The organism is Streptomyces sp. NPDC005483, from assembly GCF_040606035.1.
GTDB lineage: Bacteria > Actinomycetota > Actinomycetes > Streptomycetales > Streptomycetaceae > Streptomyces.
The window spans coordinates 306,387-327,378 of the sequence record NZ_JBEXEA010000007.1 but is presented as its reverse complement, the minus strand read 5'-3'; the positions used below and the strand labels follow the sequence as shown (position 1 = coordinate 327,378).

Here is a 20,992-nt window from a genome sequence, read left to right as displayed (position 1 = left end):
CCGCCGTCCCACCCCTGCGCGTAAGAGACCTCGGTGCTGACAGCGGCGGTACCGGGCAGCACTACCGTATGAAGCCCTCACCGCGTTTCATGCTGGCCGCGACCACTCTTGACGCACCGGACGCCCGTGAGCTCGCGCAGTTCTACCAGGGCCTGCTGGGGTGGCGGCTACGGAAGGAAGAACCGGGCTGGGTCGAGATCGCGTCGCCCGACGGCACTGCCGGGCTGTCCTTCCAGACAGAGCCGCTCTTCGAACGCCCGCAGTGGCCTTCTCGCCGGTCCGAGCAGCAGATGATGATGCATCTGGACATCGAGGTGAGCGACCTGTCCTCGGCCGTCGATCACGCCCTTGCGCTGGGCGCGGCCTTGGCGGACGTCCAGCCTCAGGCCGATGTATGTGTCCTGTACGACCCGGCGGCCCACCCGTTCTGCCTCTTCGCGCGCACTGACCCGACGGCCTGACACTTCAGGCGCCCGAGCACGAACATCGTGCTCGGGCCGGCCGAGGCGGTCGGCGAGCCCGTCACGGTCACGTTCGTACGGGAGGGGCGTGACGAGGCGGAGCGTGCCGTGCTCGTGCCCGCGGTCACGCCGGCGCTCTGGGAGCACTGGGCTCCCGCCGCCTACCCGGCGCGTCGCCGGGGACGCGAACCGGGCGGAAGGAGAAGGGAAAGGGGCGGATCTGGCTGGCCCTGCGGAGTTCGGCCCGTTCACGCTCTTCCGTCGTCGCGGAGAAGGCCCGCGATGTCCGTCAAGGTTTCATGGATCCGAAGCAGAAGGCGGCGTTCGAGGTCGCTCGGCAGGAATCCCTTGATGAGCAGTGACACGCGCGCCCCTCTCCTCGGCCGACTCCGGCGGAGACCAAGATTGCTCAGGGCTGACCGACAGGGCTGCTCGTCCGGCGCAGGTGCTCGTCGATGAGAGCGAAGGTGGCCTCCGGCTGTTCGATCTGCGGAAGGTGGCCGGCCTTGGGGATGACCTCGAGTCGGCCGTCGCCGAACGCGTCGGCGTACGCGGCGCCGTAGGCCGGGGTGACGATGCGGTCGCTCTCCCCCCAGAGCAGGAGGGTGGGCACCTGGATCTGTCCGAGCCGGGACAGCAGCGTGGGGTCATGCATGTAGGGGTCGCCGGCGAGGATGCGCATCGTGGCCATGTTGGCCTGCCTGCGCGCGAGTTCTTCGGCCGGGACGTCGGCCGGATCGAGGTGGTAGCGGTCGGGATCGTGCCAGGAGTGCTCCGCGACGCCGCGGGCGTCCAGGGCGAACAGGTCAGTGATCGGTTCCGTCTCGACCTGTACGCCTACGGCATCGATCAGGACCAGGCCGGTGATGATTCCCGCGGTGTCGCGCAGGGCCATCTCCGCGGCTGTCCAGCCGCCGAGGGAGGAGCCGACGACGAGAACGTCACGCAGTCGGCGTTCACGCAGGACATGCAGGTAGGTGAGGGCGAGGTCGTCGATGCCGGTGAGCCGCGCGGGGCGGCTGGTGCCGTCCCAGCCGGGGTGCACGGGCGTGATCGTGTGGGCGGTGCGGGAGAGGTGCAGGGCCAGGCCGGCGACGGTGGCGGGGCCTCCGCCACCGTGCAGGACGAGGACCGGCCTGCCCGCTCCGGCTTCGGACAGGGTGAGGGACAGGTCGGGATACACGGCTGATGCGTCGGTGGACATGCGCACCACTCTAACTAAACATCTTTATATAAGCTAGCTTGGTCATGACGTAGACTCGATCCATGCACGGTGAGCTGCAAGAACTCGGCAGAGCGGTCAAGCAGGCCCAGTACCGACAGCACAGGGCCCTCGACAGCGCCCTCCAGGCCGTCGGCACGACACTGGCCCAATGGGACGCGCTGCGTGCGATCAGCCGCTGCCCGGGAGCATCCGCGCGCGAGTTGGCGGCGGCGACCTTTCAGACCGAGCAAGCCTTCGGAACACTCGCCGGCCGCCTCACGGCCCAGGACCTGGTGGAACGCCGGCCAGGGCACGGCCGGCGCATCGAACACCACCTCACCGGCGCCGGCGAACGCGTCCTGGCGGCCGGCCACAAGGTGGCCGACGAGGTGCTCGCCGACTGCTTCTCCGCCCTGCCCGACACGGACCGCGCCACCCTGCTCGAGCTGCTCCGGCGCCTCACTACCCAATGAGACATCCGCCCTCCCTCCCCACGCTTGCTAAACCTATCGATATTCGATAGATTTCCATCGCAACTCGATGGAAGGGTGGGTCTGGGTCATGGGAAAGCTGGCTGTCGGTGCGCTGCGGGCCGTGCTCGTGATGGTGCTGGTCGGCACCGTGTTCGTGCAGGCGCTGATGGTGTGGGCGCTGGTCAGTGGGAAAGACCCGGAGGACGGATCGCTCCCGCTGACCGCGCTGCGCGTGATCACGATCCTGGGCATGGTGTCCGTGCAGGTCGCCGTGGTGTGCGTGGGGCGGCTGGTGACGATGGTGCGACGCGGAACCGTGTTCTCCCACGCCGCCTTCCGGTACGTGGACGGAGTGATCGGCGCGATCGTGGCGGCCGCACTCGTGTGGTTCGCGGTCACCGCCGTCAATGCGCCGGGCCAACGGGACGACCCTGGTGTCACCGTCATCATGGGCGGGATCGGCGTGGCCATCCTGGGGGTCGCGCTCATCGTGCTCGTGCTGCGGATGCTGCTCGCCCAGGCCGTCGCGCGCGACGCCGAGGCGTCGCAGCTGCAGGCCGAGTTGGCCGAGGTGATCTGATGCCGATCACCGTCGACATCGACGTGATGCTGGCCAAGCGGAAGATGTCCGTGGGAGAGCTCGCGGACCGTGTCGGAATCACCCCCGCCAACCTGGCGGTCCTCAAGAACGGCCGCGCCAAGGCGGTCCGCTTCGCGACGCTCGCCGCGCTCTGCGAGGTACTCGAATGCCAGCCGGGCGACCTGCTGCGCTGGGAGGTCGAGGGCGCCGCGGACGGATGACGCGCCCCGGGCCGGCGGGAGACGCCCGGTACCGCTGCACCGATCGTTGATGTGGGACAGCGCGAGGGCGCCCGCGCCCATCGCCGGCGTGACCACACCGCCCCCCCACCGCCACCGGCGGACGGGGAGGGACCGGAGGAGGGGGCGCCTCCAGTCGGGGGTGTTCCGGTTCCCGTGACGCCGCCGATCCCGGTGCCTCCGAGCGAGTCCCGCAGATGTCTGGCTGACTCCAGCAACCTGGGCAGCGGGCCTGTCGCACCACTGTGAGTTCCATTAGTTGTTGACAATATTGTTGATTAACTCTTCCTGGGCGGCCTAGGGTCCCTGACGCCAGTCGTCCTCCGAAGGGATCAAGACCTGTGAAGCGCCGGAGCCTCCTCACCGGGATCGTCGCCACAGCCGGCCGCCCCAGCCGTTGCCGGGCGCGGCGCCGGGGCGGCACGCACCAGCCTGTCCGGGACCCAACTCGCCGCGAGCACAGGGCACATCGTCGCGGCCACGGCCATCACCGAGGTGTTCGGGGACGGGCAGAAGCTCATCGCCGCAGCGGCGGCACGACCGCGACGCGCCCGGCGTATGCCTTCCCGTACGTCGCCGAGAACACCACCGGCGGACCGGCCGATCAGGCGAGCAGCTACACCCCTGTCCTGTCCAAGGCGGAGGCGAACCTGACGCTGAACCGGCTCGGCTCCTTCCGCTCCGGATACGAGACGGTCCGCCTGCGGGTCGGCACAGCCACCCGTCGGCGGCCGGGCCCCGTAGGATGACGCAGCATGCGCGACCTGGCCCGGCTGCCGAAGGCCCATCTGCATCTCCACCTCGAAGGCGCGATGCGCCCCACCACGTTCAGGGAACTCGCGGGTGAGGACGGCCGACAGCTGCAGGTCCCGGGCAACTTGTCGTCGTTCGAGGACTTCACGCCCATGTACAGCCTCGCCGCCCGGCTGGTGCGCGAAGGCCCGCGGGAGAACCTTCTGCGGCTGGTGCGCGAGGTGGTCGAGGACGCCGCCGCGGACGGGGCGGTCTGGGTGGAGCCGCACGTCAACCCCCTGACGTACGTGGCCGATCCGGCCGGTGCGCTCGAACTGCTGGACGTGGTGATCGACGAGGGCCGCCGCACCGCGGCCCGGCTGGGGATCGGCTTCGGCGTCCTGATGTTCGCCCGGCGCAACGCGGATCCCGCGCAGGCTGTCGAGACGGCCCGCCTCGCAGCCCGTCGGGCAGGCAACGGCGTGGTCTCCTTCGGTCTGGCCGGCAACGAGGCCGACCATCCCGCCGGCCCGTTCGCCGAGGCGTTCGCCATCGCCCGTGACGCCGGGCTGATATCCGCCCCGCACGCTGGTGAACTCGCCGGTCCGGCGAGTGTGCGGGCCGCACTCGATGTGCTCGGCGCGCGGCGAATAGCCCACGGCGTACGAGCGGTTGAGGACCCGGCTCTCGTCGCCCGCCTGGCCGCGGAAGGCGTCGTCCTGGACGTCTGCCCCACCTCCAACATCGCCCTCGGCGTGGTGAAGTCCCTAGCTGTCCACCCGCTGCCGGTTCTGCTGCGGGCCGGTGTGCGGTGCACGCTCAACGCCGACGACCCGCTGCTGTTCGGCGCCGGCCTTTTGGAGGAGTACGAGACGGCCCGCACAGCCTTGGCGCTCACCGACCGCCAACTCGCCGCGATCGCCCGCGTCTCGGTCCAGTCCTCCGGTGCCCCGCGCGTACTGGTGGAGGATGCGGTCACACGCATCGGCAACTGGCTGGCCACCCCTGACCGAGCAACGGGGCCCCGGATCCCCTGTGACTCGCAACTGCCGCATCTGTGATCAGTTTCCGGGAGGGCGGTCCGAGATTGCGACCCGGCCCTGGATGATCGGCCGGTGCTGTCCCGTTGAGGTGAGACCAGGGGTGCAGACAGGCGTACCCCCATGGGGTCATGGCGATCACCGGGGTGCGCCGGGCGGGGGAGCAATACGTCAGCTCGGCGGGCGATGTGAGGCTCCGTCAGCTCGCGGGACTCTGGGGAGGCGCCCGCAGAGCACGGGCGTCATCCACGAGAAAGGACCAGCGATGAGCCGCAATGCGTCAGCCTCCACCCGCATTCGTGTCGCCGCGGGCGCCGTCGTCCTGATCACCGTCGCGTGTACCGCCTCCGCCGCGGCCTTCGGCGGTTCGCCCGGGGCCGATTCCTCCGGCGGCCGAAGGGAAGCCGCAGCCCTTACCGGGTCCGCCAAGCTGTCCCGGACACTCGGGGACGACATCACCTTCACCTTCGACGCGCATCTCGCCGCCAAGCACCGGATGGACCCGGGGAAGGCCACCGGGACGTTCCGCTTCAGCCACTACCTCGACGGCGAGGGCGCCTGGGCCAGGGGGAGGATCGACTGCCTGGTGACGGGCGGGAAGGTCGCGGTCGCCACCGGTGTCATGACCAGCAGCGACCTGCCGGGAGCGAAGGGCAAGCGGGTCGGCTTCACCGTGCACGACGTGGGCCGGCACGACCGGCTGGGCTACAGCTGGGCGTCCGTGGGCAACCCGGTGGAGACCAAAAACCTCCCGAAGTGCGTGAGTTCAGCGCCGTTCGAGCGCGTGAAGAGCGGCACGGGTGACTTCCGGGTCCTGCCCTGGCAGCCGGACTTCGTCGGGTAGGGAGCGTGCCGTGTCCCATGTGGCCGGGCCGACGACTGAAGACGGACACCGTGTCCGCCGCCCGGCTACGTCCGGCGTCGTGGTGGACGCTTCAGGGCTTCGGCGTGGCGCGGCGCGGCGGTCAGCAGCGCAGCAGGCTGCGGCCGCCGGGCTCAGCGCACCGGAAAGCCGTAGGAGTACCCCTGTTCCTTGAGCCGGGGCAGGATCTGGCGCAGGGCCTCGACAGTCTGGGAACGGTCGCCGCCGGCGTCGTGGAAGAGGACAGTCGGACCACCCGGCAGTTCCTGTTCGACGGTGGCGACGATGGCGTCCGTGCCCGGTCGCTCGAAGTCCTTGGAGTCCACGTTCCAGCCCAGCGGACGCATGCCCCGGGACGCGGCGAGCTTACGGCTGTAGGGGGTGAAGGCGCCGCCGGGGGCCCGGTAGTACATCGGCCGTACGCCGCCGGACGCCTCGGTGATCATGCGTTCGGCGTCGAGTATCTGCTGCGACTGGTAGGCCTCGGACTTCTTGTCCATGGTGGTGTCGTGGGACACCGAGTGGTCGCACAGCCGGTGCCCGGCGGCGACCACCTGCTTCACCAGGTCCGGGTGGGCCTGGGCCTGCGTCCCGACCATGCAGAACGTGGCCTTGACGCCGTACTCCCGCAGCACGTCCAGCACTTGGGGGGTCCATACGGGGTCGGGGCCGTCGTCGATCGTGATGTTGACGCCACGCGCCCCCTTGTCCGAGGCATGCACGATGGTCACCGCGACCGGCTTCACCGCACTGCCCGGCGTGGCCGACGTGCTCGCCTTGGGCGACCTGCCTCCTACTGCGTCGGCCTGCGCGGTCCACACCGATGCACCGGCGGCGAGCAACGTCACCCCGAGCGCCGCCCCGAGCACCTTGCCGTTCCAGCCCCGCCCGCCGTGCCGTGCCATGTCCGCCCCGCTTTCACGCAGTTCCTCGTCGAATCCCTGGTCACTCCATGACCACCTGACAAGACGAGGGACTGGGGCTGCGGGATGCGTCCGTTACCGATCAAGGACAATTCCGGGGGAGTTCGCGGACAACCCCTGACCTTGCCGGGGGGTGCGGCCATGCGCCCCTGCCATCAACCGGTTGTAGAACACCTCCAGGTGATCCGTGCCGACGCCTGGCGTGCCCGCGGGAAAGAGCGGTGTCACACCCACGTGGGACCGTGAGGTATGGACAACGGCGTGCGGTCGCCGCCCGCTTCCGGGCGCATGGCAGTGCCGCCCGGCCGCGGGGCGGCAAGAGCCAGCCGCGACCGCCACCGCGCGCCCCGAGCCGAGAAAGGCCGCGTCATGACGGACATCGACACGCAGTTCCTGCGCAGCCTGTTCGACGAGGAAGGCAGCCTGCACACCGCCGGGCGCACCGCCCTGTACCGGCTCTACGGCCTCGAAGGCCTGCTGTACGTCGGCATCTCCACCTGCCCGCTCACCCGCATCCGCACCCACCTGCAACAACAGTCCTGGGGCCCCCGCGTCATCGGCATACAGATCGACTACCCCGACGACGCACACGCGGCCGAACGCGAAGCCGTCCACGCCGAACGGCCCCTGCACAACGTCATCTTCAACGGCGAGGCCGCTCCCCCACCACCCGACCGCGCCGCCCGCCTCAGGGCCGAACTCGCCGCGCAGCAACGGCGACTGGAAGAACTCCGGGCCGCCGTACCCGAGTCCACCACCCACCTACGCCTCATCCTCCGCGGCATCACCGCAGCACAGACGAAAATCGCGAAACTCGCCAGAGACGCAGAGGGGGCCGAGGCCGCACAGCTCCCGCCGGGACGGCGGCCCAAACGGACCAAGCCGTGATCGCCGTCATGAGCGTCCTTGACGACTCCCCCACACCGGAGGTCATCGTGATCGAGTCGAACCGGCGCCGGCGTGCGACGCCTCCTCCGACCCACCGCCTGAGCAGTGTCCACGCCGTCGGCGATCCACCACTCCGACGCCGGCGGCCTTGATTCGCGCCACCGTTGCACCCCGCTCCGGTCGGGGATGCCTCAGTCGAGACAGAACTCGTTGCCCTCGATGTCCCGCATCACGATGCACGACTCGTTGTCGTCATCGGCGGGCAGGAGTCGCTCGCGTACCGCCCCGAGCGCGACCAGCCGAGCGCATTCGGCCTCCAGGGTGGCCAGGCGCTCCTCACCCACGAGCCCGGTCGCGACCCGCACATCGAGATGCAGCCGGTTCTTGACGACCTTGCCCTCGGGAACGCGCTGAAAGAACAGTCGCGGGCCGACACCCGAGGGATCGACGCACGCGAACCACGCCCCCTGATCTTCGGGAGCCAGGGAGCGGTCGAAATCTTCCCAAGTGGTGAACCCTGCCGGGGGCGGCGGCACGACGTACCCCAGCACCTCGCACCAGAAGCGAGCGACGCGCTCGGGTTCCGCGCAGTCGAAGGTGACCTGGAACTGCTTGATCGTTGACATCGGCGCACCTTAACAGGGCGCCCCTGTCGGGCCACCGGTGTGGCGAGGTCTTGCTCTACGGCGACACGAAGCAGGGTTGCGCACTCACTTGACGCGAACTCGTCTGACGGGGTGGTGCTGCGTGCGGGTGGTGGACCGAAGTGGTGCCTGCGGTACCCGCAGGTGGGCAGCGCACGGGTTGGTGACGTGCCCCGTGCGCACGGAAATCTGTAGCCATGACGCGACACAAGGCAGTAGCCATCTCCTCGGTCCTCCTTTCCCTCAGCGCGGTGGCGGTGGCCACTCCGGCCATCGGCGACACTGGGCCGAAGCCGCCCGCCGCGGTCTCGGTGGCGAAGGCATCTGCCTCCGCGCAGCACACGGAGCGAGTGGTCACCGCCATCGAGCGCAGTGCCCACACGCTGAAGAGCACCGACCCCGAGGGCGGTCTGCGGGACCTGGAGGCGCTGGGCCGTATGGTCGGGAGCGCCAAGGTGGTGGGGCTGGGCGAGGCCACCCATGGTTCGCGGGACTTCTTCCGCATGAAGCACCGGGTCTTCCGCTATCTGGTCGAGGAGAAGGGCTTTCGGTCCTTCTCCCTGGAGCTTCCGTGGAGCAGCGGGGTGCGGCTCAACGAGTACGTACTGGACGGGAAGGGTGACCTCGACGACATCGCGCGCGAGGAGTTCCAGGGCTCCTACCGGATCTGGAACAACCGGGACTACCTCGACCTCATCGCGTGGATGCGCGACTACAACCTTCGCCATCCCGACGACCCGGTGCAGTTCATCGGCGACGACATGGGCTATGCGGGACCGGAGCTGTACGAGCGAGTGACCGACTATGTGTCGCGCAGGTACCCGCAGTTGCTGGAACGCGTCACCGACCTGTACCGCGGTCTGGCACCGGTCACCGACGCCGGCACCTACGGCGAGGAGTACTTCAAGCTGCCGCTCGCCGAGCGCCGGGAGCGGGCGGAGCGGACCAGGCAGGTGTACGAGCTCCTGCGGCAGCAGCGCGCTGTCACCGGTGCCGACCAGCAGGAGCACGTGTGGATGGTGCAGCATGCCAGGGCCATTCATCAGATGGCCAGGGGCATGGCCTTCGACTTCGACGACGAGGAGCAGGTGGCGGAGATGATGAGACTCCGTGACCAGGTCATGGCCGAGAACGTGGCATGGTGGCGCAAGCACACCGGCGACCGGATCCTGCTGTCGGCCCACAACACCCACGTGTCCTACGACTCGTTCGACGCGCGGTATCCCAAGACGCAGGGTGCCTTCCTGCGCGATGCCCTGGGCAATGACTACGTCAGCATCGGCTTCAGCTTCTACAGGGGTGCCTTCAAGGCATTCGGCACCGCCGACAACGTGATGCGCACCTACCGGGTGGGGGCGGCCGAGCCTGGCTCCAACGAAGACACCCTGGACAAGGCCCGCCAGGACGACTACATCCTCGACCTGCGCACGGCCCCCGAACCCGCGCGTGCCTGGCTGGACAAGGAGCGCGTCACCTGGAACATCGGCGCCGGATGGCCCGACCCCGTCAAGTACACGACCGCCCTCGGCCGGGCCCACGACATCCTCATTCACCTGCACGACGTCGAGGCGACCACGTATCTCGGCGCCCCCTGATCCGCGGACTACCCGCACACCGCCGCCCGGGCCCTGTGACTCGACGCCGATCCCGGGCCGGCGCGCACCATCGACTACAGGGTGTCGTCGACCGCGGTGCGGATCACGCCCCGCGTACGGCACCGGCCTGACGGGGGCGGAGTTCACAGCGGTGGAGGTCGTCGACTTACGCGAGCCCGTCCACTGCGGTCCGGACGCCGAGCGCGCTTGCCGCGGTGCCCCAGCTGCGCATGACCAAGGATGGGGTCACCGATCGAGATGCCGTGTCCGTCGAGCGCCGCGCCCTCGATCGGTTGCGCGTGACTCTCGACGCGCACGACACCGGCGACGGTGCGTGGTTCCACTCCCGTGTGGCCGCTCTCGGTGAGAACGGCGGTCACCTCGGCGGGTGTGGTGGCCCGGTAGATGCGGGCGCATCGTCGTACGGGTGGGTGTCGTCGCCGCGGCAGACACCACCGTTGTTCATGATCACGGGGACGAAGGGCAGCCACTCCCTGCCTCTGAGAGTGGTCAGGCCTTGCCGGCGCGGTCGGTGCGGACCCGCTGGGCGACGTCGCGCAGCTTGATGTTGTGTTGCTGTGAGATGCGGCGCAGCACGCTGAACGCGTCGTCCTCGCTCAGTTTGTGGCGTTCCATCAGGATGCCCATGGCCTCACCGATGGCATGCCGGGTCTTCATGGCGTCCTCGAGCTGGTCGATGGTGCGGGCGTCGGCCAGGGCGACGGCGGCGTGCGAGGCCAGCATCCAGCCGGCGGTCTCGATGTCCTTGCCGAAGGCGCCGGGCCGGCGGGCGTAGAGGTTCAGCGCGCCGAAGTCGTCGTCGTGGGTGTAGAGCAGTACCCCGGTCATGCTGCCGATACCCAGATCGCGGGCCGCCGCGGCGAACCGCGGCCAGTCCGGCTGCGGCTCGGTGATGTCCGCGATCCGGAACACGCGCTCTCCGTTCCCGCTGTCGGCGCGGGCGGCGAGATCGAAACAGGGGCCCTCGGCCAGCTCACCCTGGAGCCGGTCGGACGCCTCCACCACGTCGCCGCACGAGGACAACGTGACCGCCCGGCCCTTGCGGACCGCCAGGATCCCGGCCGCGTCGCAGCCCTCCACCAGGCGCACCGCCGACGCCGAGATCTCGTCCAGCGTGCCCTGCACCGACTCCTGCGCCAGCAAATTCCGCGCGAGCTGGGCCATCGCCTCGGCGAATTCCCGCCACTCCACCGCCACCACCCACCTCCACCGGTGCGGCCACCCTACCGCCGACCCGTTCACCGCCGTCGCGCCGTACCGCCTCAGCACGGGCCCGCCCCTCGCGCCGTACGGCCCCCTCGGCACCCCACCAGGTCACCCGGCGCGGCAACGACGTCGGGTTCGCGGCCTCGCCGTGAGGTTCGGGGAAGGCGGGGTAGGACTGTCCGGTAGAAGCTAGTGGAGGGTGTGACGTGGACTGGAGTCGTTTCGCCCAGCAGATGGCTGCCATGGCCCGGGATCTGCTGGCACAGGATTCGGTGAGGAGCACGCTCGACCGGATCACCGCTTCGGCCACCGAGCTGGTGGAAGGCTGTACGGCCGCCGGGATCCTCGTGCTGCACGACCGGAAGGTGGAGACGCTCGCCGCCACGGACGAGCTGGTGATCGAGAGCGACCGGCTTCAGGAGCAGCTGGCGGAAGGCCCCTGCTTCGATGCCGCCCGCAGCTCGGTGGGCGAGCGGGTGTTCCGTATCGCCGATCTCACCGTTGAGCAGCAGCGGTGGCCCGTCTTCGCCCCGCAGGCCCGCGCGCTCGGCGTGGGCAGCATGATGGGCTTCCTCCTGTTCACGGAGGACGACGACCTCGGAGCGCTGAATCTCTACTCGCGCGAGCCGGGTGCGTTCACCGAGGCCGGCGAGCTGGCCGGCTGGCTGCTCGCCTCCCACGCGGCGGTCGCCCTCTCCGCCGCTCGTACCCACTCCCACATGGAGCAGGCCGTCGCCACCCGCCATGTGATCGGCGAGGCGATGGGCATCATCATGGGCAGCCACGACCTCGGCGAGGACCAGGCATTCGACGTGCTGCGCCGCTACTCGCAGGAGAACAACGTCAAGCTCCGTGAGGTCGCCCGCCAGGTCTGCGAAAAGGGCGGCCTCACCTGAAACACGGCCTCCCCGGCTCGTTGGCTGAACCGGAGAAGCCTGGCCGGTGCGGCCCCCATGGGTACGCCGCCACGCCCGGCCTGCCCTTCAAGTCCCCACGTCGGCGCTTGCTACTCCTGCGCAGCCAGTGCCGGCAGAGTCGAACCCAGGGAACTTTCAGACCCTTCGCAACTTTCACACTTTTCAACGGTCCTCGTGCCGGACGCGGACGACGAGCTTGCCGGTGGCCCGGTCGTGTTCCATGTCGTCGTGGGCCTGCGGCACCTGGTCCAGGCCGTCGTAGACACGGTCCACGGGGAAGGCGAGCCGGCCGGCGGCCACGGCGTCCAGAATCTCCTGGAATGCCTCCCGGGGCAGGTCGGCCGCGTCACCGAAGTAGCCGGCGAGGCGCACGCCCTTCGGCAGGTACTCGTTCGGGGAGAACTCCCGGACCGTCCACTGGTTGGAGAGGCTGCCGCCGAAGCAGGCCGTGCCGTGTACGCGGACCGCGCGCAGGGTGTCGGGCAGGGTCGGCGTGCCGACGAGGTCGAGGGCCGCGTCGACGCCGTGCGGGTACAGCTCGCGTACGGCGGGCGCGATCTCGCCGGTGTCGAGCAGGGGGTGGTCGACGCCGCGCTCCTTCAGCAGGGCGAGGCGGTCGGGCCGCCGGGTGGTGGCCAGCACCGTGGCACCGCGCCAGGCCGCCAGCGCGGCGGCTGCCAGGCCGACCGAGGAGGTGCCGCCGCGGATCAGCAGGGACTGGCCGGGCCTGAGGTCCAGGCCGACGGTGAGGGAGCCGTAGGCGGTCTGCACCATCTCCGGCAGGGCGCCCAGCACCTCCCAGGGCAGGTCCGTGTCGACGGGGATGACCTGGGACAGCGGCACCGAGGTGTACTCGGCGTAGCCGCCGTCGTAGGTGCGCCCCATGTCGCCCATCATCGCGACGACCTTCTGCCCGGGAAGCAGCCCGCTGCCGGCCGGAGCCGCGTCGACGGTGCCGGCGGCCTCGATGCCGGGTACCCGGGGAAAGCTGACGCCCACGCTCAGGCCGAGCCGAAGCTTCAGCTCCGAGCGGTTGAGGCCGAACGCCTCGACACGGATGCGCACCCAACCGTCCCTCTCGGGTGGGAGCGGGAGTGTGGTCACCCGCAGGTTGTCCACGGGGCCGGGGGCGGAGAGCCGGACGGCGCGCATCGTGCTCGGGGAGGACGTCATGAGCCTGCTTTCTACCCGGGGGCAGGAGAGTCGGTCGGCGGTGGACAACGTGCGGCCGCGGCGGGTTCATTCCCGACTCGGCCCGGATTTCCGCCTGTTGGGTCGCGCTGCACCTGGCCATGAGGTCGTCGTGCCGGGGTGGTCAGCGCGGCACGTCCGGCGTCCGGTCGGTGCCCGGTTGCCGGGTGGTCCAGGAGGTGAGGATGCGCAGGGCGTCGTGGGAGGGAGTGCCGGGTTCGGCGGTCAGGATCATCAGGCGTTGTCCGGAGCCGTCGGAGCCGGCCCAGGTGTCGCAGTCGAGGGTGAGGTCGCCCACCAGGTGGTGGCGGTAGTGCTTGGTGCCGTAGGTGGCGCTGTTGACGCGGTGTTCCGCCCACCATGTGCGGAAGTCGGGGTCCTGGAGGGACAGTTCGCCGACGAGCTGGGCCAGGTCGGGGTCGTCGGGGTCGGCCGCGGCCTCCATGCGCAGCGCGGCGACGGCCTCCCTGGCGTCGTGCCTCCAGTCCTGGTGCAGCTGCCGGACCACCGGGTGAGTGAAGAGCAGCCGCAGATAGTTGCGCCGGTGGGCCGGGAGGGCGGCGAAGTCGGTGTAGAGGGCTGCGGCGGCGGGGTTCCAGGCCAGGATGTCCAGGCGCTTGCCGAGGACGAGCGCGGGGGTCTCGGTGAGCTGGTCGAGCAGACGCCGCATGGCGGGACGCAGCCGTTGGACGGGTCTGCGGCGGCGTGGGCGGGCGTCGCTCCGGCCGGCGAGTTCGTAGAGGTACCGCTGCTGGTCGTCGTCCAGGCGCAGAGCGCGGGCCAGGGTGGTCAGCACGGGTACGGACGCCCGGACGCGGCCCTGTTCCAGTCGGGTGTAGTAGTCCACGCTGATGGCCGCGAGCTGGGCGGCCTCCTCGCGGCGCAGTCCCTTGACCTTGCGGGCGGAGTCCGCCTCCGGAAGGCCGCACTCCCCCGGAGTCAGCTGGGCCCGGCGAGCCTTGAGGAAGGCGCCCAGCGCCCGGGAGTCGGAATCGGAGTCGGAAGTCATGCTCACCAGTGTCGGTGGGCCGCTCCGATCACGGCACACGGGTGAGGGGGCACGTTCTTTCCCAGGCAGAAACCTGGCTCTCCCGCTGGTGCCCCGGCTGACCGAACGTGGACGTGTGCCCGGCGGGGTGCGGGCCCCGGGTCCGCCGCGCGGGGTGCGTCACGACACGTCATCACCGAATCCCGGAGAGTGCCCCATGGCCCGGACCACCGTCAGTTTCGACAGCGCCGGCATCCCCCTCGCCGCCCACCTCTACACCCCCGAGACACCGGCGGCGGCACCGCGTCCGGCGCTCGTGGTCGGTCACCCCGGTACCGGGGTGAAGGAACAGACCTCTGGCACCTACGCGCGGCTGATGGCCGAGCGCGGATTCGTGACCCTCGCCTTCGACGCCGCCCACCAGGGCGAGTCGGGCGGGCTGCCCCGGGGGCTGGAGGACCCCGCCCAGCGGGTGGAGGACTTCAAGGCCGCCGTCTCCTACCTCACGAGCCGTGACGATGTCGACGCCGACCGCATCGGTCTGCTGGGCATCTGCGCCTCCGGCGGCTACTCGCTTGCGGCCACCGGCGGTGACCGTCGGGTCAGGGCCGTGGCCACCGTGTCCACCGCCGAGCCCGCCCGCCAGTTCCGCCTCGGGGCCGACGGCACCCAGGATCCGGCCGTCTTCCGGTCCCTGCTGGACGCCGCCGCGGCCGCCCGCAGCGCCGCGGCACGCGGTGCGGACCCCGGCACGATGACCATGTTCCCGCAGACGGTGGAGCAGGCCCGCGCGCTCGGCGGCGAGCACGGCGTCGAAGGCTTCGAGTACTACTGCACCGCGCGCGGGCACCACGAGCGCTCGGCGAAGACCCTCGCCTGGGAGAGCATCGACAGGATGGCCTTCCACGACGCCTTCACCGCGGTACCGCTGATCGGCCCCCGCCCCATCCTGCAGATCATCGGCGAACGCGCGGTCACCGCGTGGATGGCCGTCGAGGCCCACCAGCGGGCCACCGGCCCCAGGGAGATCCACTGGATCGAGGGCGCCAGTCACGTCGACCTCTACGACAAGAAGCAGTACATCGATCCCGCCGTCGACAAGCTCACGGAGTTCTTCACCACCCACCTCACCGGCTGATCCGCCGCGCGGGGTCTGACAGCGCGCCAACTGGGTCCTGCCTGTGCTGGTCTGACGCCTGAACACCTCAGGTCGGTGACAAGCATGCCCACTCTGTCCTGGGCTGCCACCCCGTCGTACTGCCTGTAAGACTCGCTGAGCTTCTGCGGCAACTTGCCAGACAGCCCCAACTGCGGCCGCAGTAAGTTGATCTCGACACACGGCACGGCCCAGAAAACGCAACCGGCACGGCGTCCTGCCACGTAAGGCTCCCGCTCCTCAGCGGGCGCCGAGCTCATCGCCGCAGTGGCCCTTGCTTTCCCCCTCGCCCTTGCGGGGAGCTCCAGCCATGGCGGCATCGGTCGGTACTTCCGCGACCGCCGCGGTGACCAGCTCCCAGGACGCAAACCCGTTGAATCGTCCAGCGACCCTCGTGGCCGAGGGACCGGACGACGTGTGCAACTACACCGATCGTCGACCGAGCCTTCACCTGGGGTCGTCCGGGTCAGCGGTCCAACAGGCCCAGTGCTACCTGAATCAGGCCATAGGTGCCGACCTCGACGAGGACGGGGACTTCGGGCGGCTCACGCAATCGGCAACGGAAGACTTCCAGCAATGTGCCGACATCATCGTCGACGGCCGCATCGGAGCCCAGACGTGGTCGTTCCTCTCCTTCTGGGCCAACGCACCGGACACTCCCTTCTGTTGACGAGTGGAGTACGTGAAAGACGCTCGCTCGGCGGCTGCTCCTGGCACCCGGAATCCGCCAACCCCAGGGGCTCGGCGTGACGGAGGTGACCGATTCCCTGAACACCTGCGCGAGCTGAGTTACGCTCTTCTCCCACTGGGGGTGAACTGGCGTGCATCGAACGTGACTTCGGGGGCTTTCTTTGTCGGGACAGCGGCCGGCGTCGGCGGACGACGCGGCTGCCGCACTGCGGCAGACCGGTGCCTCACCCCTGCGGCTCGGCGACCCGAGGCGCGTCGGCCCGTATGCGCCGGTGGCACTGCTCGGCAGTGGCGGCATGGGACGGGTCTATCTGGCGCGCCCCGCGGACGACAGCCCGGGTCTGGTCGCGGTGAAGGTGATCAGGCCGGAGTACGCGGAGGATCCCAGGTTCCGGCGCCGTTTCGAGCGCGAGGCGTCCGTGCACGCCCGCCTTCGGACACCGCACGCCCCCCGACTGTGCGGCACGGGCTTCGAGGACGAGTTGCTGTGGATGGCCACGGAGTATCTCCCGGGCTTCGACCTGGCGGAAGCCGTGAAGGAGTACGGCGCCCTGGAGACAGCCGCGGTGTGGCGGCTGGTGGCGGAGCTGGGGCAGGCACTCGCGGGGCTCGCCGTCGAGGAGATCGTGCACCGGGACCTGAAGCCGTCCAACGTGCTGTTGTCCGTCCGCGGCGCGCATGTGATCGACTTCGGTATTTCCAAGGCCGCGGACGCGAGTGCGATCACGGGCACGGGCAACCGGGTGGGGACTCCGGCCTACATGTCGCCCGAGCATCTGCGAGAGGGCCGGTCCGACACCGCGTCGGACGTGTTCTCGCTGGCCGGGACGCTCGTCTACGCGGCTACGGGACGCGCGCCGTTCGGTGACGGAACCGGGGTCGACGTGATGCACCGCGTGGCGTACGAGGACCCCAACCCCGAGGTCGTCGGTGAGATCTCGGCGGCGGACGAGGAGCTCGGTGCGCTGCTGGCCGCCTGTCTGGACAAGGAGCCCGCGCGGCGGCCCACCCCGCAGGAGCTGATCGACGCCGCCCGGGTACGCCCCGTGGTCTCCGCCTGGCCGGAGCCGCTGGGCAGCGAGGTGCTCGCCCGGCAGCAGGCGTACGAGGCGCTGCACCGTCTGCCCGTCGCGGACATGAGCCGGCTGCGGACTCCGGGCGACCTGCCGCCGTCCCTGTCCGCGCGTCCGCCGCAGCCAGCTGCCCGGCCGGCTCCCCTGCCCGCCTCCCCGGTTGAGCAGCTGCCGTCGGTGAAGGCCGACAGCGCTCCGCCCGTGCCCTCGCCGGGCCCGTCGGGAGCACCCCCCCGGAGCCGGAGGAAGGCGTTACTGGTCGCCGTCGCGGGCATCATGATCGGTGTCGTGGCCGCGGTGGCGTTGCTGCTCATCCGTCAGGATCCCCCCGCCGCCGCCTCCCCGAAAGCCGGTGCCACCAGGGCGGACGGCACCGGCCCCCGTGACGCTTCCAACGGTTCGGTATCCCCGAGTACGAGGGGGCTGAGCCGCCCGGACGTCGACGGCGCCGTGGTGGAGAACCGCGACGCGAAGGCGGGGACCACCTCGGCGGAGCCCCATGCCTCGGGCTCCGCCGGTGACCACGACGACCACGCCTCGCCTCCCGGCGACGCTCCGTCCACCACGCCGCCCGCCACTCCGTCCGCGGACAGCCCGTCCGCCGGGACCGACACCGGTTCCGGCACGGCACCCTGGCTTTCGGAGTGCACGTACTACGACGGCAACGGACGAACCCGCCTCGGCGACAGCGGCAAACGCGTGCAGCAGGTGCAGTGCATGCTGACCGAGCGCGGCTACAGCGTGGGAAGCACCGGTGTGGACGGCGAGTTCGGGTCCGGGACGGAGACCGCGGTCCGTGCCTTCCAGAACCAGCGGGGCCTGAGCGCCGACGGTGTAGTGGCGCACGACACCTGGGTGGCACTGCGCAGCGCCGAGTGACCGCCCCCGGCCCGCGCCGGATGCGCCAGGCTCACTCGTCGATGACCGCGCCGAAGTGGGCGCCGTGGGCGCTGCCTCCGAGAGCGGCGGCGCCGTAGGAACGGGAACCGCCGGAAAGCAGACCGTCGCCGCCCGCGGGCAGCAGCCACACCGCGCCGTCACCGGCGTTCTCCTCGGGCGCGGCGGCCACCAGCTCGGCCCGGCCGTCGCCGTCGGTGTCGATCAGCCGCACCTGAGCGCCCCATCCGTCACCGGCCTCGGCGGCACCGGGGATGCCCGGGGTGTTCTGGTCGAAGTGCTGGAAACCGGTGGCGGTCAGCCCTTCTCGCGAGCCCCGCAGCAGCGACACCGCGCCCGCGCCCTGTTCGCCGTCCGCGTCCTCGCCGGGGCCGCCGACGGCCAGGTCGGCGTATCCGTCACCGTCGACGTCGGCCACGGAGACGTCGTTGCCCCACGAGTCGTCCACGCCCGGCGAGCCCAGCAGGCCCGGGGACTTCTGCGACCACCACTGCGGGGCGGTGCCGGGGCCCTCCGTACCGGCGGGCCCGTCCTCGCCGCCGTAGTAGACGCCGACCAGGCCGCCGGGCGCCTCCGCGTCACCGGCCGCCTCGTCCACGCCGCTGAGCTGACCGACGACGAGGTCGTCGTAGCCGTCGCCGTTGATGTCGCCGGAGGCGGTGCCCAGGCCGCCGTGCAGGTCGTGCCGGTAGCTCAGGCCCTCGGCTCCGCCCGTGTAGTAGGAGGACCAGCCCTTGGTGTAGTCGTCGTCGGGGCTGTAGCCGGAGACGACGAGGTCGGCGAAGCCGTCGTCGTCGTAGTCGCCGGTGGTCAGGTAGGCGGCCTGGAGGGTGTGGCCGGTGGCGTGCGGGGTGCCGACCTGGCGCAGGACGCCGGCGTGGTAGGTGAAGACGTGCAGGCCGACCTTCTGGTCGAGGACGACGAGCTGGTCGCCGTCGATGTCGCCGGTGAACCGGGCGGCGGCCACCGCGTGGCCGAACCGGGCGCCCTCGGCGGGCTGGGCGGCGGTGACGGTCGCGGTGCGCCCGGTGTCGAGGCCGTGCGCGGATCCGTAGACGACGGTCACCCGGCCCGCGTCCTCGACGGTGCCCTCGTCCTCGCCGGGCGTGCCGATGACCGCGTCGTCGTAGCCGTCGCCGTCCAGGTCGCCGGTCGCGACGCCTTGTCCGAAGTGGTCACCCATCTCGGAGGTGCCGGGCACGCCCTTGGTCGACTGACTGACGAGCTGGACCTCGCCCTTGGGCACGGTGTTGTTGGTGCCGATGCCGTTGGGAGCGCCGTACTGCACGGTGACGTATCCGGCGCCCTCCTTGCCGTCGACGGTGCCCTCGGGGACGCCGGTGAGGAGGTCGCTGTAGCCGTCGCCGTCGAAGTCGCTGTTGCGGTCGGCGGCGGAGGTGCCGCCGGGGACGCCCGCGAAAGCGGTCGGTGCGGCCAGGATGCCCGCTCCCGCCAGCAACAGGAAGGAGGCCGCCGCTACGGCGGCCGAGCCTGCGGTACGCCGGGTGGTGCGCGTGGTGATGCTCATGTCTGTTCCCCCCGTGGGATGTTGATGCTCCGTCAGTCGGCTGGTCCGGCCGACCGGTCTCGGTCGCAACGCGATCTCAAGGCCGTCGCAACGCAGGGTTCGACACGACGAGAACGGAACAAGTTGTGGGGGCCACGCGTGCTGTGACACGCCAGTGACATCCGTTGCCGCACCACGACAGCTGGTACGCGTCCGGGCTCGGACGACTCAGCGCACCGGCTCGCCGATACCCAGCAGGTTGCCCTCGCTGTCGCGGAACCAGGCCGCGCGCTCTCCTCGGGCGTTCTTGCTCGGGTAATTGCCGTCGATGTCGGCGATGCCGTTCTTCGTGCGGAGGCCGGGAAGGTCGACCTCCTCGAAGACCACGCCACGCTGCCGGAGCAGGGAGACGACGGTCTCGATGTCGTCGACCTCCCATCCCATCTGGGTGAAAGTACCGGGCGAGGAACCCGTCGACTGGAAGAGGGCGAAGTCCGTGCCCCCGCAGCGGTACAGCAGTCCGCCGGGACGTTCGTCGACGGGTTCGAGACCCAGCTTCTCGGCGTAGAAACGCCGGGCCCGGTCCAGGTCCTGTGCGGGCAGCCTGGTCGCCACGCGTCCGCGGGCCAGAATGTTCCTGTCGTTGTCGGTCATGCCTCCACTGTGCGCCCTGGCATGCCGCCGAGTCCGGATGCCGGCTCCGGCCCGGCGTGGTTCAGGACGGGCGTGCGGGGTCAGTGCCGGGCGAACTGGACCCGGGTCGACTGCACGACGTTCGGCTGCACGCTGATGCCGTCGATTTCCAGTCGCTCGCCGTAGATGTCGGTGATCCTGATCGCGCCACCGCATCCCTTGCCCTGCTCGGAGAGGAAGTAGTTGTAGTCGGTGCGGGGCAACTCGCTCCACCCGGCGGAGGTTTCCACTTCCAGCCGGGCCAGCGGGTTGCGGTGGCCGATCGCCTGGATGCCGCACCAGTAGCGGCTCGATCCGGTCTTGTACCGGATCGAGATCGTGTCGGAGGTGCTGGGGCTCTGCAGGCTCCAGGTGATCGGGATCCGGCCCTGCACGGGTGCGGCGAGTTTCGCGAACGCCTGGGGGCTGAGGTCGAGTTGGCCGGGTGCACAGGGCAGGGGGCACTCGTTGGTGATGCGGACCGTGACGGAGGCACCGCTCGCGGCGCGGACGAGGATGTACGCCCCGCACGCTTTGGAGGTCTCGTAGTCGGTGTGGTTCATCGCCGCGGTCATGACGTCGGCGGTGGGGCCGTACAGGCAGGCGCCGTCGCCGTCACCCGTGTCGTAGAAGGTGGCCACGCCCTCGTAGGAGACGCCCGGCTTGATCCGTCCGGCCGCAGAGGCCGACCCGGGCACCTTCGCCGCCGGACGCGCGGCCGGGGTCTTCGACGGCCGGGGCGGGGTGGTGCTCGCGGTGGCCTTCGGACTGCTGGTACGGGGCGACGGCGAAGGGGACGCCGTGGAGGGCTTCGACTCCTCCGTCGTCGGGGTGGGCGCGCCACTTGTGCCGACGGCGGGCGTGGCCGCGGCCGGGCGGGCGTCGGTCTCGTGGTCGGGACCGAACGCGAGGACCAGCGCTGCCACGAGCGCTACGGCGGCGACGACGGCCGCGGAGACGACGGCCGTGCGCCCCCTGCCCGACGTAGGGGAACGATGCGAACGAGATGCCACTGGTGCGTCCTTGGGTGATC

21 protein-coding genes are annotated in these 20,992 nt (G+C 70.5%); 12 read left to right on the top strand and 9 right to left on the bottom strand.

What is annotated here, in order from left to right; all coding sequences use genetic code 11:
* Positions 1-68 precede the first annotated feature (68 nt).
* Positions 69-461, top strand: a complete 393-nt coding sequence (locus tag ABZT06_RS16535; RefSeq protein ID WP_355740738.1) for a VOC family protein — start codon at positions 69-71, stop codon at positions 459-461.
* A 409-nt stretch (positions 462-870) separates the two neighbouring features.
* On the opposite strand, the gene ABZT06_RS16530 is transcribed toward ABZT06_RS16535, so the two are convergent.
* Positions 871-1,665, bottom strand: coding sequence for an alpha/beta hydrolase (locus ABZT06_RS16530; RefSeq protein WP_355740736.1), 795 nt, complete (start codon positions 1,663-1,665; stop codon positions 871-873).
* A 62-nt stretch (positions 1,666-1,727) separates the two neighbouring features.
* Between ABZT06_RS16530 and ABZT06_RS16525 the strand changes: the two genes are divergently transcribed.
* The 5 genes from ABZT06_RS16525 (at position 1,728) to ABZT06_RS16505 (ending at position 5,573) form a co-directional block, all read left to right on the top strand.
* The gene (locus ABZT06_RS16525; RefSeq protein WP_355740734.1) at positions 1,728-2,138 is read left to right on the top strand and encodes a MarR family winged helix-turn-helix transcriptional regulator; all 411 of its coding nucleotides are present in this window, start codon (positions 1,728-1,730) and stop codon (positions 2,136-2,138) included.
* Positions 2,139-2,226: 88 nt separating this feature from the next.
* A complete protein-coding gene (locus tag ABZT06_RS16520) occupies positions 2,227-2,718 on the top strand; it encodes a DUF2975 domain-containing protein (protein ID WP_355740732.1) in 492 nt (163 codons plus the stop codon).
* Positions 2,718-2,939 carry a helix-turn-helix transcriptional regulator gene (locus tag ABZT06_RS16515; protein WP_355740730.1) on the top strand — a complete coding sequence of 74 codons (222 nt, stop codon included), beginning with the start codon at positions 2,718-2,720 and terminating at the stop codon, positions 2,937-2,939. The genes ABZT06_RS16520 and ABZT06_RS16515 overlap by 1 nt, the downstream gene beginning before the upstream one ends.
* A 773-nt stretch (positions 2,940-3,712) precedes the next feature.
* Entirely contained in the window at positions 3,713-4,750 is a 1,038-nt protein-coding gene (gene add / locus ABZT06_RS16510) for an adenosine deaminase (RefSeq protein ID WP_355740728.1), read from the top strand.
* Between the two features lie 244 nt (positions 4,751-4,994).
* Positions 4,995-5,573, top strand: coding sequence for a hypothetical protein (locus ABZT06_RS16505; RefSeq protein WP_355740726.1), 579 nt, complete (start codon positions 4,995-4,997; stop codon positions 5,571-5,573).
* 152 nt (positions 5,574-5,725) lie between these two features.
* Here the strand turns inward: ABZT06_RS16505 and ABZT06_RS16500 are convergent, their stop codons facing one another.
* Positions 5,726-6,496: a polysaccharide deacetylase family protein gene (locus tag ABZT06_RS16500; RefSeq protein ID WP_355740724.1), complete on the bottom strand. Its 771-nt coding sequence runs from the start codon at positions 6,494-6,496 to the stop codon at positions 5,726-5,728.
* Between the two features lie 387 nt (positions 6,497-6,883).
* On the opposite strand from ABZT06_RS16500, the gene ABZT06_RS16495 reads away from it, so the two are divergent.
* Positions 6,884-7,402, top strand: coding sequence for a GIY-YIG nuclease family protein (locus ABZT06_RS16495; protein ID WP_355740722.1), 519 nt, complete (start codon positions 6,884-6,886; stop codon positions 7,400-7,402).
* 191 nt (positions 7,403-7,593) lie between these two features.
* On the opposite strand, the gene ABZT06_RS16490 is transcribed toward ABZT06_RS16495, so the two are convergent.
* The gene (locus ABZT06_RS16490) at positions 7,594-8,028 is read right to left on the bottom strand and encodes a VOC family protein (RefSeq protein WP_355740720.1); all 435 of its coding nucleotides are present in this window, start codon (positions 8,026-8,028) and stop codon (positions 7,594-7,596) included.
* Positions 8,029-8,243: 215 nt separating this feature from the next.
* Between ABZT06_RS16490 and ABZT06_RS16485 the strand changes: the two genes are divergently transcribed.
* A complete protein-coding gene (locus ABZT06_RS16485) occupies positions 8,244-9,641 on the top strand; it encodes an erythromycin esterase family protein (RefSeq protein ID WP_355740718.1) in 1,398 nt (465 codons plus the stop codon).
* 510 nt (positions 9,642-10,151) lie between these two features.
* On the opposite strand, the gene ABZT06_RS16480 is transcribed toward ABZT06_RS16485, so the two are convergent.
* On the bottom strand, positions 10,152-10,853 hold the full coding sequence (locus ABZT06_RS16480; protein WP_355740716.1) for a GAF and ANTAR domain-containing protein: 702 nt from the start codon (positions 10,851-10,853) through the stop codon (positions 10,152-10,154).
* Between the two features lie 221 nt (positions 10,854-11,074).
* Between ABZT06_RS16480 and ABZT06_RS16475 the strand changes: the two genes are divergently transcribed.
* The gene (locus tag ABZT06_RS16475; RefSeq protein ID WP_355740714.1) at positions 11,075-11,764 is read left to right on the top strand and encodes a GAF and ANTAR domain-containing protein; all 690 of its coding nucleotides are present in this window, start codon (positions 11,075-11,077) and stop codon (positions 11,762-11,764) included.
* 183 nt (positions 11,765-11,947) lie between these two features.
* Here ABZT06_RS16475 and ABZT06_RS16470 read toward each other — a convergent pair whose 3' ends face one another.
* Positions 11,948-12,958, bottom strand: a complete 1,011-nt coding sequence (locus ABZT06_RS16470; protein ID WP_355740712.1) for a zinc-binding dehydrogenase — start codon at positions 12,956-12,958, stop codon at positions 11,948-11,950.
* Between the two features lie 142 nt (positions 12,959-13,100).
* Positions 13,101-13,985: a helix-turn-helix domain-containing protein gene (locus tag ABZT06_RS16465; RefSeq protein WP_355740710.1), complete on the bottom strand. Its 885-nt coding sequence runs from the start codon at positions 13,983-13,985 to the stop codon at positions 13,101-13,103.
* 196 nt (positions 13,986-14,181) lie between these two features.
* Here ABZT06_RS16465 and ABZT06_RS16460 point away from each other — a divergent pair, with 196 nt between their 5' ends.
* The 3 genes from ABZT06_RS16460 to ABZT06_RS16450 all read left to right on the top strand — a co-directional run bounded on the left by ABZT06_RS16460 (position 14,182) and on the right by ABZT06_RS16450 (position 17,762).
* On the top strand, positions 14,182-15,102 hold the full coding sequence (locus ABZT06_RS16460; protein WP_355740708.1) for an alpha/beta hydrolase: 921 nt from the start codon (positions 14,182-14,184) through the stop codon (positions 15,100-15,102).
* Positions 15,103-15,430: 328 nt separating this feature from the next.
* Positions 15,431-15,790 (top strand): peptidoglycan-binding domain-containing protein, encoded by a 360-nt coding sequence (locus ABZT06_RS16455; protein ID WP_355740706.1) that lies wholly within the window; start codon positions 15,431-15,433, stop codon positions 15,788-15,790.
* A gap of 181 nt (positions 15,791-15,971) precedes the next feature.
* Positions 15,972-17,762: a serine/threonine-protein kinase gene (locus ABZT06_RS16450; RefSeq protein ID WP_355740704.1), complete on the top strand. Its 1,791-nt coding sequence runs from the start codon at positions 15,972-15,974 to the stop codon at positions 17,760-17,762.
* Between the two features lie 31 nt (positions 17,763-17,793).
* On the opposite strand, the gene ABZT06_RS16445 is transcribed toward ABZT06_RS16450, so the two are convergent.
* The 3 genes from ABZT06_RS16445 to ABZT06_RS16435 form a co-directional block, all read right to left on the bottom strand.
* Complete coding sequence (locus tag ABZT06_RS16445) at positions 17,794-19,308, bottom strand: FG-GAP repeat protein (protein ID WP_355740702.1); 1,515 nt, start codon at positions 19,306-19,308, stop codon at positions 17,794-17,796.
* Positions 19,309-19,515: 207 nt separating this feature from the next.
* Entirely contained in the window at positions 19,516-19,941 is a 426-nt protein-coding gene (locus ABZT06_RS16440) for a VOC family protein (RefSeq protein ID WP_355740700.1), read from the bottom strand.
* Between the two features lie 80 nt (positions 19,942-20,021).
* A complete protein-coding gene (locus ABZT06_RS16435) occupies positions 20,022-20,972 on the bottom strand; it encodes an expansin EXLX1 family cellulose-binding protein (protein WP_355740698.1) in 951 nt (316 codons plus the stop codon).
* Positions 20,973-20,992 lie beyond the last annotated feature (20 nt).

Excerpts from the sequence above, each read along its gene's own strand:
- ABZT06_RS16535 (WP_355740738.1), top strand. The coding sequence starts at position 69 with ATGAAGCCCTCACCGCGTTTCATGCTGGCCGCGACCACTCTTGACGCA.
- ABZT06_RS16520 (WP_355740732.1), top strand. The coding sequence starts at position 2,227 with ATGGGAAAGCTGGCTGTCGGTGCGCTGCGGGCCGTGCTCGTGATGGTG.
- ABZT06_RS16465 (WP_355740710.1), bottom strand. The coding sequence starts at position 13,985 with ATGACTTCCGACTCCGATTCCGACTCCCGGGCGCTGGGCGCCTTCCTC.
- ABZT06_RS16485 (WP_355740718.1), top strand. The coding sequence starts at position 8,244 with ATGACGCGACACAAGGCAGTAGCCATCTCCTCGGTCCTCCTTTCCCTC.
- ABZT06_RS16470 (WP_355740712.1), bottom strand. The coding sequence starts at position 12,958 with ATGACGTCCTCCCCGAGCACGATGCGCGCCGTCCGGCTCTCCGCCCCC.
- ABZT06_RS16495 (WP_355740722.1), top strand. The coding sequence starts at position 6,884 with ATGACGGACATCGACACGCAGTTCCTGCGCAGCCTGTTCGACGAGGAA.
- ABZT06_RS16505 (WP_355740726.1), top strand. The coding sequence starts at position 4,995 with ATGAGCCGCAATGCGTCAGCCTCCACCCGCATTCGTGTCGCCGCGGGC.
- ABZT06_RS16530 (WP_355740736.1), bottom strand. The coding sequence starts at position 1,665 with ATGTCCACCGACGCATCAGCCGTGTATCCCGACCTGTCCCTCACCCTG.
- ABZT06_RS16490 (WP_355740720.1), bottom strand. The coding sequence starts at position 8,028 with ATGTCAACGATCAAGCAGTTCCAGGTCACCTTCGACTGCGCGGAACCC.
- ABZT06_RS16440 (WP_355740700.1), bottom strand. The coding sequence starts at position 19,941 with ATGACCGACAACGACAGGAACATTCTGGCCCGCGGACGCGTGGCGACC.
- ABZT06_RS16525 (WP_355740734.1), top strand. The coding sequence starts at position 1,728 with ATGCACGGTGAGCTGCAAGAACTCGGCAGAGCGGTCAAGCAGGCCCAG.
- ABZT06_RS16460 (WP_355740708.1), top strand. The coding sequence starts at position 14,182 with ATGGCCCGGACCACCGTCAGTTTCGACAGCGCCGGCATCCCCCTCGCC.
- ABZT06_RS16515 (WP_355740730.1), top strand. The coding sequence starts at position 2,718 with ATGCCGATCACCGTCGACATCGACGTGATGCTGGCCAAGCGGAAGATG.
- ABZT06_RS16455 (WP_355740706.1), top strand. The coding sequence starts at position 15,431 with ATGGCGGCATCGGTCGGTACTTCCGCGACCGCCGCGGTGACCAGCTCC.
- add (WP_355740728.1), top strand. The coding sequence starts at position 3,713 with ATGCGCGACCTGGCCCGGCTGCCGAAGGCCCATCTGCATCTCCACCTC.
- ABZT06_RS16445 (WP_355740702.1), bottom strand. The coding sequence starts at position 19,308 with ATGAGCATCACCACGCGCACCACCCGGCGTACCGCAGGCTCGGCCGCC.
- ABZT06_RS16500 (WP_355740724.1), bottom strand. The coding sequence starts at position 6,496 with ATGGCACGGCACGGCGGGCGGGGCTGGAACGGCAAGGTGCTCGGGGCG.